Consider the following 15005-nt stretch of genomic DNA (forward strand, 5'->3'; position numbering starts at 1 on the left):
GACATTCACCTGACATACTCCATTAGTAAATTGTTACTTGTAAGAAGTTCTTCTTGCAAATCAACTATGAAGGAGTTTGATTCGAATGAATAAAAAAGCATCGAAATGGATGATCGGAGCATTAGCCCTTGCAGTGTTTGCGCCAACCGCGGCTTTTGCGGCAACTAATACAAACGTAGAGACAACAAAAGTAGAACAAACTTTTCAAAAACGTGTACACTATTCTCTAGAGGATAGACAAGCTAATCAGCAGGAATTAATGAAGATCATCAATAAATATAATCCTGATCTAGCTGACGATTTCCAGAAGCTGTTTGATCAGCAGGAAAAAATGAAAGAAAGCAAGCGTCCACAAATGGATGAAGAAACGAAGACAAAGCTAGATGAAATTCGTGAGCAAGTAAAGGATGGCACGTTGACAGAAGAGCAAGCAATGGAGGAAATGGAAGATCTTGGACTGAAAGGCTTTGAAAAGGGTAAGGTTAAAATAGTTAAGAGACTAGATGAGGAAACAAAAAAGAAGCTTGATGAAATCCAAGAACAAGTGAAAGCTGGAACACTAACTGAAGATCAGGCAAAAGATAAAATGGAAGAGTTAGGAATCAAGCAACCTGTTCTTAAAATGATCAAACTTGATGAAGAAACGAAAAAGCAACTGGATGAAATCCGTGAGCAAGTGAAAGCTGGAACATTAACCGAAGAACAAGCAAAAGAGGAAATGGAAAAACTAGGAATCGATCAGCCTGTTCATAAAAACATCAAATTCAAAATAGATGAAGAAACGAAAAAGAAACTCGATGAAATCCAGGAGCAAGTAAAAGCTGGAACACTAACCAAAGAACAAGCACAAGAAGAGATGGAAAAACTAGGTATCAAGCATGCAATCCATGAAGGTATCAAACTTGACGAAGAAACAATGAAAAAACTGGATGAAATCCAGGAGCAAGTAAAAGCTGGAACGCTAACCAAAGAACAAGCAAAAGAAGAGATGGAAAAACTAGGTATCAAGCATTTTGTTCGTGAAGGAAAAGAAAATATCATGGAACAGATCAAAGCAGCCGCTGACGCGGATGATGCTGATACCGTGAACAAACTACTACAAGAGTGGTTAGAAAAAATGCAAAACAAGAAAAATCCAAAAGCAGAGGCTGAGTCTGAAGAAGAGGCTGAGTAATTAAAATAGATAAGTAGTAAAAAATGAAAGCTAGTGGCTAACAATTACGGCAATTAAGCTACTAGTAAGTTATAGGCAATGTAAAAAAACGGCAGTAGTATCCGGCAAAATAGCAGAAGTAATGCGGCAAAAAGTAGTATCCTCATGTTTATAGTATCCTCCCACTCCCGATATAATGTGTGATGTCAATTGGCATGGTTTTCCTGATTTTCAGGAAGACCATGCTTGTGTTTAGTTTTCTTTACATTAACTTCCAAAATATTCCCCCTTTTCCTTTAGGTTTGTTTTTCGTATTCTTTTGATAGAGCCCTAACCTCATATACTGGAAGGGAGCAAATTATGCAAACAATTGTAATAGTAGAAGATGAAGGACCGATCTCTCGGGTTCTACAAGTTTATTTAGAAAAAGCAGGGTATCAAGTAGAGCTTGCCTTTGATGGTGAAGAAGCCGTACATACATTTGACCGTGTGGCACCTTCTCTGGTCTTATTAGACGTCATGCTACCAGGGCAGAGTGGGTGGAAGGTGCTGGAGTATATTCGTACCAAAAGCAGTTGTCCGGTTATCATGCTGACAGCGTTGGGGCAACTGGATCAGAAGATAAACGGGTTAAATCAGGGTGCAGACGATTATATTACCAAGCCTTTTATTGGTGAGGAGGTAGTAGCACGTGTTAATGCTGTTATGCGACGCTCCTTACTGGTCATGGGTGACTACCAGACTCGAATTTTTGGAAGTTTAAAAGTAGATTATCGGGCTCATTCTGTCACATTACATGGTATTGAGCTTACTTTTACACCACGTGATCTTTCACTGTTTCTATTTTTAGCACAGCATCCCAATCAGACCTTTACTAGAGAGCAATTAATCGAGCAGGTTTGGGGGATGGATTATGAGGGCAGTGATCGTGCTGTTGATCTTGCGGTGAAGCGTATCCGTAGAACCTTGCAAAATTGGCCAACTGATGAAGGAGAGATTCGTACACTACGAGGATTGGGGTATCAGTTCTGTGTCAATGAAAAATAAAGAGCGGAAGACGCTATTAACTTATTGGACAACTCGTTATGTATTAACCTTATGTGTTGGTCTTGTCGTCATTGGACTTTTCTCTAGCATGTGGATAAGTTACAATGAAACGCAAAAACGGTTAGATGTCATGAGATATATGGCTGTGGAGATTTCTGAACAAATTGTATCAGCGGACGGGACTGGGATTGTAATACCTGTCTTCCTAGCGCGATTAGTAGAGAATCGACAACGCTTCATGGGAGGATTTAAGCCCATGGTCATGATATTAGATGAACACCGGCAGATTGTCTTTGGAAAATCACATCGATTTGTTGACGATATACTCCGCCGAATGTCTCCTAATTGGGAAGAAGATCAAGCCGTGCAAGAAATACAGACGCGCTCAGGAGATACTGCTATTTGTCTTACCCAGAAGATAGAGGAAAATGGTCAAACACTAGGATGGGTGTTTCTCTTTTCTCCCAAAAAAGAGATGGATCGTAGCATAGAGACGTTGCAACAATTATGTATTATGCTAACAAGTCTTGGACTGTTAGGTTGGATTGTTATTTATTATTTAACAAAAAAATTATCGGAACCCGTGAAGGAAGTTGCGGATGCGGCTAAACAGATTGTGACGGGACGCTACGATATTGAACTGAAAAAGGACATCAAAGAAAAAGAAATCTATGAACTTATTCAATCGTTTAAAGATATGGCTGATCGACTCCGTCAGTTAGAATTGATGCGAACGGAGCTATTGGCTGGAGTTACGCATGAGCTGAAAACACCAGTTACCTCCATCAGCGGGCTGTTACAAGCGGTTAAAGATGATGTGGTAACCGGTGAAGTAGCCAAAGAATTTCTGGATATTTGCTCAAAAGAGATTTTTCGTTTACAAAAAATGGTGGAAGATTTATTAGATTTTAACTCATTTGCGGTAGGAGATATTAAAGTTAATAAACAATCGCAGAACATGAATCATCTCGTGCAAGAAATTACACACCAATGGTTGATTGGACAAGAGGAGAACACGCTTGTTCTTCATACGAATGTTCCTGAACAAGAGATATGGATTGACACCGACCCACTACGTATACAGCAAATTTTATATAATCTATTAAATAACGCAAAACAAGCGACAGGACTAAACGGAATTATACAGGTAACTCTATTACATCAAGCTGACGTTCTTCAGATTTGTGTTCAAGATAATGGTGTCGGAATTTTGGAATCAGAAAAGGCAAACATTTTTGAACGATTTTATCGTGGAGAAGAGAAGAAGCATAGGGTAAGAGGACTTGGGCTAGGATTACCTTTTAGCAAAATGATGGCAAAAGCGCTTGGTGGCGATCTTGAATTGACTGAGAGTGTTAAGGAGAAGACCATTTTTACATTGACTGTAAAAAATGAGTTAAATCTAAAACCATAATCCATAGATAGACAAAATCACTCATATAGGTTGTCCACAATTACTGATTACAAAGGTAACTGTGGACAACTTTTTTTATGATGCCCTTTTTGATCTCAGGTGAGGATTTCATTCTTTTACCTCCAGAATTCATCAGATTTCCCACAGGACAGACATCTAGTTGACATACAGCGAACTTATAGTTAGTTCATCACAAAGTTTGTTTGAAAAAAATAAACGATTTTTTGGGGGAAATCCTAATGATTGGAAGTACAACGAAGAAATCATTTTTTAGTGGAATGGAAAAGAAGAAGAGACGGATCATCATGGGAACAGTAGCTTTAGCCTTACTGTGTGGAACGGGCATTTTTGTCTATAGTAAGTTTGTCACTCCTTCAAGTGCTGCTACGATTATGCAGACAGTGAATGTCCAGAGAGGGGATGTTTCGGAGATCGTTGCTGCTTCGGGAACGGTGCAAGCCGCTCAACAAATGACTTTAACATTTCCGAGTGGTGATGATGTCATTTCGGCAATACATGTAAAAATAGGTGATTCTGTAAAAGCAGGACAGGTACTCGCTACCATGGATCAGTCTACTGCTTTGATGCAGGTAAAGATTGCAGAAGCCAACCTGTTATCCGCTAAGGCTGGCTTAGCGGAAAAAATGCAAACAAAAGATGAGAATGAAATTTTAGTATTACAGTCTAATGTGACGAAAGCAAAAGCATCATTGGAATCTGCTAAGAAAAATTTCGACAATCAAAAAGCGTTAATCCAACAAGACAAAGCAAGCAGTAACTTGCAAGAGGCTCAAAAAAATGTTGAAACCCAAAAAAGATTATATGAAGCGGGTGCTATCTCCAAAAGTGAATTAGATCAGGCACAAAATAGTCTCAATCAGGCTGAAGCAGAATACAAAACGGCTAGCATGCAGTACAGTCAAACAATCGATCAAAGTAATAATAATGTTGCTCAGGCACAAGCTGCTTACGATTCGGCATTAGCTCAATTTAATCAAGCAAAAACTCCAGCCCAAGAGTCTTCCTTACAAGCTGCAAAAGCATCAGTTGCCCAAGCTGAGGTACAGCTACAGCAACAGCAGCAGTATTTAGAAAAGCTAACGTTAAAAGCACCAATGGACGGCGTCATTTTACAGGTGAATGGGCAGGTAGGTGAAGTGGCAAGTTCTCCCTTTTTAATTATGGACAACTCGAATGCCGAACAATTGGGAGTGATGGCCCAGATCAGTCAGAGTGATATTGGTAAAATCAAGGAAGGCATGGAAGCCACTTTTACCATCGGAACCTACAATGGTAAAAAGTTTCAAGGAAAAGTGGAAACAGTGTACCCAGAGGGCAGTACAGAATCAGGTGTGACAACCTACAAAGTACTCCTTACCGTCGGCAATAAAGAAGGATTGTTAAAACCAGGCATGACGCTCCAGACAACAATTCATGTAGGGACACAAAAGAATGTGCTCTATGTCCCAATTGCTGGTTTGCGCGAACAAGGTGGGAAAACAGGCGTTTTGGTAAAAGGAAAAGATGACGCTGCTACAGGCAAAGAAATGAAAGCAACAACCGATTCAAAAAATAAATCGCGTAACAGAGGACAAAATGTATCAGGTTATCAATTTAAGGAAGTAACGACTGGACTGATAGGCTCAGATCGCGTTGAGATTACTTCTGGTCTCGAAGAAGGAGATCAAATCCTTTTAACCATGCAAGTATCTAGCTCCTCCAGTAATCGTCAAATGGGGCAAGGCACAATGTCACCAGGTATGGGTGGTATGCCCGTAATGGGAGGAGGTATGCCAAGTGGTGGAGGTGGTTTCCAAGGCGGGGCAAGAGCAAGATAATGTGAGAGCAGTTATTCGCATTACGGATGTGAAAAAGAAGTATGTTATTGGAGATCAAGAGATACATGCTCTGCGAGGAGTAAATCTGGTAATTCAAAAAGGGGATTTTGTAGCCATCATGGGGCCTTCAGGCTCTGGTAAGTCTACCATGATGAATATGATTGGTTGCTTGGATCAACCTTCAAGTGGAACCTTTTATCTTGATGACTATCCTGTTTCAGAGGCAGAGGATGAGGAGTTAGCTAAGATTCGGAACCAGAAAATAGGCTTTGTTTTCCAAAATTTTAATTTGATTCCGCGTACACCTGCCGTAGAAAATGTGGAACTACCACTTTTATATGCAGGTGTAGATGCCAGGGAGAGACGAAAGAGAGCTATTGATTCCCTACACAGGGTCGGACTTGGCAATCGGTTATACAACAAACCAAATGAATTATCAGGTGGGCAACAGCAACGTGTTTCCATTGCGCGTGCCTTGGTTAATCAACCTGTAATTATTTTGGCAGATGAGCCTACAGGTGCTCTTGATACCAAGACTAGTCAAGAGATTATGGGGATTTTCCAACGATTAAATGATGAAGGAAAAACGGTTATTCTAGTCACTCACGAACCAGATATTGCTGAATATGCGAAGCGAGTCATCCATTTCCGTGACGGACAGATAATAGCTAATGATGTGGTCCAAGAGCGAAGAATAGCGAATTCTGAGGAAGTGGTATTATGAATTATTGGGAAGCTATGCGCGTATCGCTACGAAGTGTAACAGCTAATAAACTTAGGTCTTTTCTAACCATGTTAGGTATCATGATCGGTGTATCTGCTGTGATCACAATGGTAGCGATCGGGGAAGGGGCAAAAGCTAGTGTAGCCAATCAAATTAACGGCTTAGGGAGTAATCTGTTAATTATCTCGGCAGGGCAAGCAAAGCAAGGTGGCATTAGTTTGGGGGCAGGTTCGCTTTCACTCCGGTTAGAGGATGCTAAAGCCCTTCAACAAAAGGATTCCATAGCAGATGTTACCCCTGCCGTTAGCACGCGAGCGCAGTTGGTGTATCAGAGTGACAACTATTTGTCCAGTCTGGAAGGCACGACAGAAGCTTTTCCAGAAGTACGTAATGTTAGCTTACAAGAGGGAAGATTTTTTACTAGCTTTGAGGTAAGCGAGCAGGCAAATGTGGTGGTGATCGGCTCAGAGGTTGTCACAAATCTTTTTGCCAGCTCCAATGAAAGTCCAATTGGCAAAACGATTGAAATTAATCGAATTCCATTTACAGTGGTGGGCATTTTAAAAAGCCAAGGTAGCTCAGGCATGACCAATAATGATGATAAGGTAATCATTCCAATTACAACGGCGATGGAGCGTCTAGGACAAAGCAGCATTCGGACAATCTATGCTTCGGCTACTTCAGCAGATGAAATGCTTCAGGCACAGTTTGATATTCAACAAACCTTGCGAGCTCAGCACAAGTTAATGCCTAGTCAGGAAAATGATTTTACCATAAGTTCGCAATCAGATATTTTGGAAACTGCACAAAGCGTAACCAGCGTAATGACAACATTGTTATCAGGAATTGCTGGAATTTCTTTAGTAGTGGGTGGTATCGGCATTATGAACATCATGCTGGTCTCAGTCACGGAGCGTACTCGTGAAATTGGGATTCGCAAAGCCATCGGAGCAACCAAGCTAGCGATTATGCAACAATTTTTGATTGAATCAGTTACTCTGAGCTTCTTAGGGGGAATGATCGGAATTCTGCTGGGAATTGGAGCTGCTTGGATCGTGAACAAGCTCGGTGGGGTGGAGATTGCAATTACAATAACTCCCATGCTGTATGCCTTTTTATCATCTTTATTTGTTGGTGTGGTATTTGGCGTGTATCCTGCTAAAAAGGCTGCAGAGATGAAGCCAATTGACGCATTGAGATATGAATAAAAATACATTTGTACCTACTACATATCTTAGAATTGAATCGTAAAGAAGAATATATACTACTCATGCAAATGTATGAAGAATTAGGTAAGCCCTTTTCCTTGTTTTGTAAACAAGAAAAAGGGGTTTTTTTTCTTATATAATGATTTAGTTAAATAAAACTGAAACCTTTTCTTATTTATTCTGTATTAAGATAGTAAGAATTTATTACGCACAAGAAAATGACAGATTATATTTGATTCATTTGGTAGAAGCTATTTTTACCATAAGAAAGGAGATCCTATAGGGATAGAAGGACATGAGAAAAGAAAAGTATCGCCAAATTCAAATTATGAAGCTCCTTGGTGGAGAAAATAGATGGTTTACAGTTAAGGAATTATCGGAAAAAATAGGTTGTTCATATAAAACTGTTGCCAAGGAAATTTCCATCATGAAAGATTTTTTGCCACCTGGCTGGGAGATTTGTTCTGTAAAAGGTAAGGGAGTCCAATTATTTTTACCGGAAAGCTCCTCTATAAATGAAGTGATATCTTTACTTGTGAGAGATTCGTTCACTTTTCAAGTGTTTCAGCAATTGCTCGAAGGGAATAGTAAAACCGTTTCCCAATTAGCCGAGAATTTATTTATCCAAGGGCCTTCTCTTCAAAACGTTCTAAAAAGAGTTGGGAAACATTTAAAGACATATAAATTACAGCTTCAGAGAAATCCCCTCCAAATTGTAGGCAATGAACTTCAAATCATCATGATGTTTTTTGAACTATATACTAGCTCCTATACCAATAAAGAATGGCCGTTTGTAGAATACGAGGAATTATGCTTACAGTACCTAGATGAGGTTGAAGAAGCATTAGGTATCACTTTTGATGTATGTGATAGGCATAAGCTATCTTATTATATAGCTATTTTATTAATTAGGAAAAAACAAGGCTATCAGATCAATTTAGGCAATCAATTTTCACAATATAATATTGGAACACCTTATTACCATACAATATCAACGATACTGGATCAGTTAACATCGGATTATAATATCTCTTTAACAACAGAGGACAAAGTTGTTATAACGATTGTTATTAAGGCTTCCAAGCATGTGTATAAGGATATCCATAAAGTAAAAAAGGAAGCACTTCAATATTTTCAAGAAGGAAAAATACAAGTATTTATATATATGAAGGATTTCATTCACATGCTGGAGAACCGAATCAAAAAATCATTGATCCATGATGAGGAATTTGTTTTTACCCTAATTGATTATTTTAAGAGAACCATATATACCCTAAAGTATTTCTCTACAATACAAGTAAGAGAAAAAACCATTACCAGATATATTAAGGAGACACATCGAGAAACGTTTCTACTAGTTAAAGAAGTATATAACGAATGGGCAAAAAAATACGGTATAGCTGATCATATCATTGATGATGAAATTGCTAATGTAACGATGCAACTAGAAGCTACGATCTCATTTAAACCTCAATCGAAAAAGGCTCTTATTATATCTGGAGAAGGAACAAGCTGGAAACGATATATGGAGGCTATTCTAAGAGAAAGGTTTGGAGAAAAATTACAAGTATCGGATCAGTATTTGTATGATATAACAGAGGAGCAAATCAAAACGTTAGATATAGATATAATTATTACTACCATTCCTATTGATATACAATCCATCCCGGTTATTCGAGTTCAATCCATTTTATCTCAGCGTAACCTTCATACCCTCCAGCAATTTATTAACGATAATTAAATTTATGATTGCCAAGTAATGAGTCCGTTTAGCTTGAAGGATCCAACTCAAAAAAGACGTTTTCTCTTTTAATAACATGAGAAGAAGCGTCTTTTTTATTTCTGTTAGAGATCATGATCAGAATGCTAAAAAAAGTGGAAAAGTATTATCTTATGTACAGGAAAGGCATCGTGAAAATGGATAGCTGGAGATGACTTTATCAAGGAGGTAAAAAAATTACCTTTAGTAACGGTAATTAATGCACTTGATAGGAAAATCAGTTCATATGTAATATATGTATTACGACTTAGGTATAAAGTCTTATGTAATGTCAGCTTTTAGGGAGGATTTATAAATATACATGCAGTTACTTTCTATTAATCACTGTGAGTCTGGTATGAAGCTTTCACGCAATATTTATAGTAGCAATGGTTCGGTTTTAGTGGGTAATGGGGTAACTTTAACTCAAAGTATGATTGAACGACTAAATGAATTAAATATCAATTCCATCCATGTTCAACATAAAGATATAGCGGATACTCCTGCTAAGGATGTTATATCTGAACAAGCAAGGAAGGAAGCCATAGATTTTGTGCATACCACATTTGATAGTTCCCACTCTAAAGCTATCGCAGGAGAACAAATGGGCTCAGGCGCTCAGGATATGCTGGCGAATTTAATTTATACATGCAAGAATAACTCCATGGTCATGGATTTGCTAGGAAGGATTTGTGTTTTTGATAAAAGTATATTTGTCCATTCCTTCAATGTAATGATCTATAGTGTATTAGTTGGATTGAGAATGGGCTTGAATAAGGAGCAACTCACAGATGTAGGCTTAGGTGCGCTCTTACATGATGTGGGGAAATTGATGATCCCAACTCAGATTATTCATAAAGCCGAGAAATTAACCGATGAAGAATATGACTTGATGAAGTCGCACGCAAGTAAGGGATTTGCACTATTACAGCGACTGCCAGCAATTCCAGAGGTGGTTGCGCAATGCGCCTATCAGCATCATGAACGAATGGATGGAAAAGGGTATCCCCGTAGCTTACAGGAAGCAGATATTCACTTATTTGCGAAAATAATTGGGGTGTGTGACGTCTTCGAGGCTTTGACCAGCAAGCGTGTATATCGAAAGCCAATGTTACCACACGATGCCATGGAATTTCTGTTTGCAGGCTCGGGTACTCAGTTTTGTCAGAAGGTATTGCAAGCTTTTCGTAATTCCATCTATTTATATCCTGTAGGCATGTTTGTAACCTTAAGCTCAGGATACTCAGGTGTTATTGTCAAGAATAACCCAGGCATGTCATCACGGCCTATTGTTCGCATATTGGAAAATGAAGCCCACGTTACATTACCCCCATATGAAATCGATTTGTCCAGCGAATTGAACTTGGTTATTTCTGATTGCAAAGCAATTGGATAAGGATTGAAAAGCGAGGAAATAATAAATCAATTTAGTTAACTATATACATGAAAGAATATTTCGAAAAGTATATCTGAAACATTCCTCTATCCCTTATAATAGAACTAACATCTAGTGCTACTTGTCAAAAGCAATTAGGAGGAATTCAAATGAATTACCTAAATGATTTGCGGCAACTGTTTCGAGATGATCAAGTTTCTGTAAGTGAGAGCGTTTTGGAATTACATAGTAAGGATGAATCATATCACATGCCTGTCTTACCTGATGTAGTGGTGTTTCCTGAATCCAGGGAGGATGTATCACGTTTGCTTGCTTTTGCGAATGACCGTGAGATACCTGTGGTCCCATTTGGTATCGGAAGTAGCTTAGAAGGACATGCGATCCCTGTACACAAAGGAATATCTTTAGATTTTCAACGAATGAATCAGATCTTAGAGATTCGACCAGATGATTTGTTGATACGTGTCCAACCAGGTATAACCAGAACCGAAGTAAATAAAGAACTCAAAAAATACGGTTTGTTTTTCTCTGTTGATCCAGGGGCAGATGCTACGCTTGGTGGAATGACAGCGACAAATGCCAGTGGGACTACTGCGGTTCGATATGGTGTTATGCGTGATCAGGTACGTGACTTAGAGGTAGTGTTAGCTGATGGAAGCATCATTCATACCGGTGGTTTAGCAGCAAAATCATCGTCTGGGTACCATCTAAATGGTCTATTTGTTGGTTCAGAAGGAACATTGGGTGTATTTACAGAGCTAACCTTACGTGTTTACGGAATCCCTGAAGAAATCATGGCTGTTAGAGCTACTTTTCCTGATGTAAAAAGTGCTGTCCAGACAGCGGTGACCATTCTCTCTGTAGGGATACCTGTTGCTAAAATTGAGCTAGTAGATCAATTATCCATTCAAAAAATTAATAGTCACAAGAATACATCATACGAAGTAACACCTACGTTATTCATTGAGTTCCATGGAAATACAGCAGGATTGGTGCAGGATGCACAATTTGCTAGAGAGCTAGCTTTAGATAAAGGATGCCTTCAGTTTCAGCAGGAGATAGATTCAAAAGCTCGGGCGCAATTATGGGAGGCTAGGCATCATTTGTACTACGCCTTTGCCCATTCCGTACCAGGTAAGCGTGTGATGACGACGGATGTATGTGTGCCGTTATCCGAGCTGACTGGTGCAGTACACAATGCCCAACAAATCGTACAGGATTTAAAATTAGAGGGCGGAGTGGTTGGACATATCGGTGATGGTAATTACCATACGTTGATTTTATTACATCCACTTGATTCTGAAGAACTGGCACGTGCGGAGGAGGCGAATACCCGTATAGTTGAATACGCCTTGGCACGAGGTGGTACATGTACGGGAGAGCATGGAGTAGGGCTGGGTAAACGAAAATACCAGCAAACAGAGCACGGCGAAGCATATCATGCAATGGCTACAATCAAAAAAGCCTTTGATCCTAAGGGTATTTTAAATCCAGGAAAAATTTTCAGCTAGTGACCAATGATCGAGGGATACTGATAGGGTATCCTTCTGGCATGTGCTGTTTATACGTATAATATATAGAGGACTCTTCTCGATTATCTTTGAGAAGAGTTCTATTTTTTTCTGTCATCTGTTGTCAAAGCTATAAACTCGAAAGATGTAACAAACCACCCTTTAGATGCAATTTTAACAAGCTGAGGACATATGTCCTTTCCAAAAAATATGGATTATTATTTAATAATAGAGAATCTAAGCGAGGGAGAGAAAAAATGAGAGGGAGCTTATTTGCGTTTTTAGGCGGGGCCTGCCTGTATTACCTTGCAAGGAGTAACTAATTCTCGGATTAGTTGAGATATTGGGACTTGGCAAACGGGGACAGATTATTAGATATGAACTTTAGAAAATTAAAACATTACAACGTATCCCCCTTGTTTTATTTTCTGAATCAACTTACTTATGAAGGGAGTATATCATGATCATTAACAAACAAGAATTTTGTGTGAACGGGATCAATTATACGATTAGATCTGCAATCGAAAAGGATGCAAAAGATTTGTCAGAATTAAGATTACAGATTGATGGAGAGACCGAAAATTTAGACAGAGAAAAAGGAGAGGCGTTCATAGATGTACCAGGTTTTGAACGAATAATTAAAACAGATACTGAAAATAAAAGGAACTTATTTTTAGTTGCAGTAGTTCATGATCGGATAGTCGGGTTTTCACGATGCGAAGGAAATCATTTGAAGAGATTCTCTCACAAAATAGAATTCGGAGTATGCGTATTAAAAGATTTTTGGGGGTACGGTATGGGGAAAAATCTTTTAAAAGAATCGATTTTTTGGGCTGATTCCAATGGTATTAAAAAAATCACTTTGAATGTTTTAGAAACAAATGATAAAGCCATTACGATTTATAAAAAGCTTGGCTTTGAAATAGAAGGGATATTAAAAAAAGACAAGCTCCACTCTGACGGTAAATACTATAACACCATTGTTATGGGAAGATGTAGTGAATGATCCCTTATAAAACGGTCGGATACATAATAGAGTGCGATAACCAGTTGAAGCTACTGGAGGCACTCTATTTTTTTTCCCTTATTTTCATATCTTTGTATCAAAATCAAGTTCATCGATTTAGCCAGATAAATTCAAATCGTCCTGCTAAAATCTTTTGTGAGCATGGAGGGTTTCAGTAGAAAAATGATCAACTATTTGAGACTTAAATAATTTGGCAGGGAAATGTAATTCCCGATCTTTATGGACAATAAGTCCGTGTGTCGAGAAAATTGGCGGGCATAATGGCAACGTTTTGAAATCTTCTTCTTCAAGTTCTTTTCTTACACATATTTCTGGAAGTAATGCAAAACCAATTCCACATTTCACAGATTGTTTTATCATGTCGATACTTGGAAACTCTAATGCACTATTCCCTTCAATTCCAGCTTCCTGCAAAATCTTACTAGCCTGAGTATGGTATAAACAGCTCTTGCCGAAACTTATTAGGATTTCATCATTTAAAGCCTTCAATCCACTAGATTCAACTCCTTGTATCAATGCATCTGAGGCAATAAAAACTAACTTTTCCTCTAGTAATGGATAAAAAATAAGATCATTACGATGGGGATTTTGCGGAACAATACCAAAATCTACAGCGTGATCTAAAACCCTCTTCAGAATATCCGGCTGAAATCCCGCTTCTAGTCTTACTTTTATCCGTGGATATTGATTAATAAATTGTTGGATAAAGGAGGACATACGTGTTAAGAAAAAGGATTCCTGCATACGAATATGTATCGTTCCCTGCGGCTGATCCAATTCGTTCATTGCATGCTCTAAGGACATACCTAAATGTATAAATTGATACGCAAATGTAGCAAGTCTAACACCCGCTTCTGTAGGTTTTACACCTCTGGATAGTCGATGAAACAATTTTTGATTGCAGGCTTGCTCCAATAACTGAATATGAGTAGTTACAGTAGATTGAACATAGCCTAATTTCTCTGCGGCTCGACTAAAGCTCTTTTCTTCCATTACTGCAATAAACGTCTTAAAAAACTTCCCTTCTAGTAATTCAATCATAGTATAACAACCTCCTTGATATCGAAAAGCGAAATGGATTGTATCGTAAACATTCATAAGTAAAATCGATAATTCAATGATATAGTAACTCTCGTACAGAAGAAAGTACGATTCCACAAAGTATGATAATCCAAAGGAGGAAACAAACTATGAATAAAAAGCAAGGATTTAGATTGGGTGTGTATGTTTTCAAAGACGCAGAGGTTATTGATTACGCAGCTCCGTACGGGGTATTTTCGGTAGCAAGAAGATTTGATCCTGAATTGGATGTTTTTCTTGTAGCAGACGCTATGAAACCAATTCAGACTCAAGCAGGTCTTACTGTACATCCTAATTACAGCTTCAATGATATGCCTGATTTGGATGCATTTTTAATTCCTGGCGGCTTTGGCACACGTCAGGAAACGAATAATAAACGATTACATCAATATATTCAATCTCTTCCTGAAACAACTTTGCTTACAAGTGTATGTACGGGTTCATGGATTTACGGTAGGATGGGACTCTTGGATGGTATTCCTGCAACCAATCGGAAAGAGCCAGATCATTTGGAGGCTACAGACATGGGCAAGGTACCAATCGATCGATTAGCTGAGATTGCACCAGCTTGCAAAATCAGCCGTGCTCGTATAGTCGACGCTGGCAGAATTGTGACCGCAGGTGGTATTGCTTCTGGTATGGAAATGGGCTTTCATCTGTTGAGAAGAGCCGGCTATGATGAAACCTTTATCTCTGAAGTAGCTCGCGTTATGGAGTATAAAGTAGCTTATGACAATTACAAAAATGATATTGAATATTTCCAGAATTAAAACTAATTGTAGTTAAGTGCTATTAAACTCCTGCAATAGTGGAGAAGGTATTGTAGGCGGCAAACAACTAAAATAACG

Annotated in this window: 12 protein-coding genes; 11 read left to right on the forward strand and 1 reads right to left on the reverse strand. The window is 38.6% G+C overall.

Features of this window, described 5'->3' with window-relative positions; genetic code table 11:
- The first annotated feature begins 85 nt into the window (after positions 1-85).
- From ACQV1I_RS04920 to ACQV1I_RS04965, 10 genes are all read left to right on the forward strand, one after another.
- Entirely contained in the window at positions 86-1174 is a 1089-nt protein-coding gene (locus ACQV1I_RS04920; protein ID WP_116332931.1) for a hypothetical protein, read from the forward strand.
- Positions 1175-1513: 339 nt separating this feature from the next.
- Positions 1514-2200, forward strand: coding sequence for a response regulator transcription factor (locus tag ACQV1I_RS04925; protein ID WP_116332932.1), 687 nt, complete (start codon positions 1514-1516; stop codon positions 2198-2200).
- Positions 2190-3614: a HAMP domain-containing sensor histidine kinase gene (locus tag ACQV1I_RS04930; protein WP_094700721.1), complete on the forward strand. Its 1425-nt coding sequence runs from the start codon at positions 2190-2192 to the stop codon at positions 3612-3614. The genes ACQV1I_RS04925 and ACQV1I_RS04930 overlap by 11 nt, the downstream gene beginning before the upstream one ends.
- Before the next feature lie 239 nt (positions 3615-3853).
- Positions 3854-5452: an efflux RND transporter periplasmic adaptor subunit gene (locus ACQV1I_RS04935; RefSeq protein ID WP_116332934.1), complete on the forward strand. Its 1599-nt coding sequence runs from the start codon at positions 3854-3856 to the stop codon at positions 5450-5452.
- A gap of 1 nt (position 5453) precedes the next feature.
- The gene (locus ACQV1I_RS04940) at positions 5454-6176 is read left to right on the forward strand and encodes an ABC transporter ATP-binding protein (protein ID WP_094700720.1); all 723 of its coding nucleotides are present in this window, start codon (positions 5454-5456) and stop codon (positions 6174-6176) included.
- A complete protein-coding gene (locus ACQV1I_RS04945) occupies positions 6173-7384 on the forward strand; it encodes an ABC transporter permease (RefSeq protein ID WP_094700682.1) in 1212 nt (403 codons plus the stop codon). The genes ACQV1I_RS04940 and ACQV1I_RS04945 overlap by 4 nt, the downstream gene beginning before the upstream one ends.
- Before the next feature lie 295 nt (positions 7385-7679).
- Positions 7680-9125, forward strand: a complete 1446-nt coding sequence (locus tag ACQV1I_RS04950) for a BglG family transcription antiterminator (RefSeq protein ID WP_116332937.1) — start codon at positions 7680-7682, stop codon at positions 9123-9125.
- Between the two features lie 340 nt (positions 9126-9465).
- Positions 9466-10539 carry an HD-GYP domain-containing protein gene (locus ACQV1I_RS04955; RefSeq protein WP_201747381.1) on the forward strand — a complete coding sequence of 358 codons (1074 nt, stop codon included), beginning with the start codon at positions 9466-9468 and terminating at the stop codon, positions 10537-10539.
- Positions 10540-10688: 149 nt separating this feature from the next.
- On the forward strand, positions 10689-12050 hold the full coding sequence (locus ACQV1I_RS04960) for an FAD-binding oxidoreductase (RefSeq protein ID WP_094700680.1): 1362 nt from the start codon (positions 10689-10691) through the stop codon (positions 12048-12050).
- 460 nt (positions 12051-12510) lie between these two features.
- Positions 12511-13056, forward strand: a complete 546-nt coding sequence (locus tag ACQV1I_RS04965) for a GNAT family N-acetyltransferase (RefSeq protein WP_116332939.1) — start codon at positions 12511-12513, stop codon at positions 13054-13056.
- A 144-nt stretch (positions 13057-13200) separates the two neighbouring features.
- Here the strand turns inward: ACQV1I_RS04965 and ACQV1I_RS04970 are convergent, their stop codons facing one another.
- A complete protein-coding gene (locus ACQV1I_RS04970) occupies positions 13201-14118 on the reverse strand; it encodes a LysR family transcriptional regulator (RefSeq protein ID WP_116332941.1) in 918 nt (305 codons plus the stop codon).
- A 149-nt stretch (positions 14119-14267) separates the two neighbouring features.
- Between ACQV1I_RS04970 and ACQV1I_RS04975 the strand changes: the two genes are divergently transcribed.
- The gene (locus tag ACQV1I_RS04975; RefSeq protein WP_116332943.1) at positions 14268-14927 is read left to right on the forward strand and encodes a DJ-1/PfpI family protein; all 660 of its coding nucleotides are present in this window, start codon (positions 14268-14270) and stop codon (positions 14925-14927) included.
- Positions 14928-15005 lie beyond the last annotated feature (78 nt).

Source organism: Brevibacillus sp. JB24b (assembly GCF_051713385.1).
GTDB classification, from domain to species: Bacteria; Bacillota; Bacilli; order Brevibacillales; family Brevibacillaceae; genus Brevibacillus_B; species Brevibacillus_B laterosporus.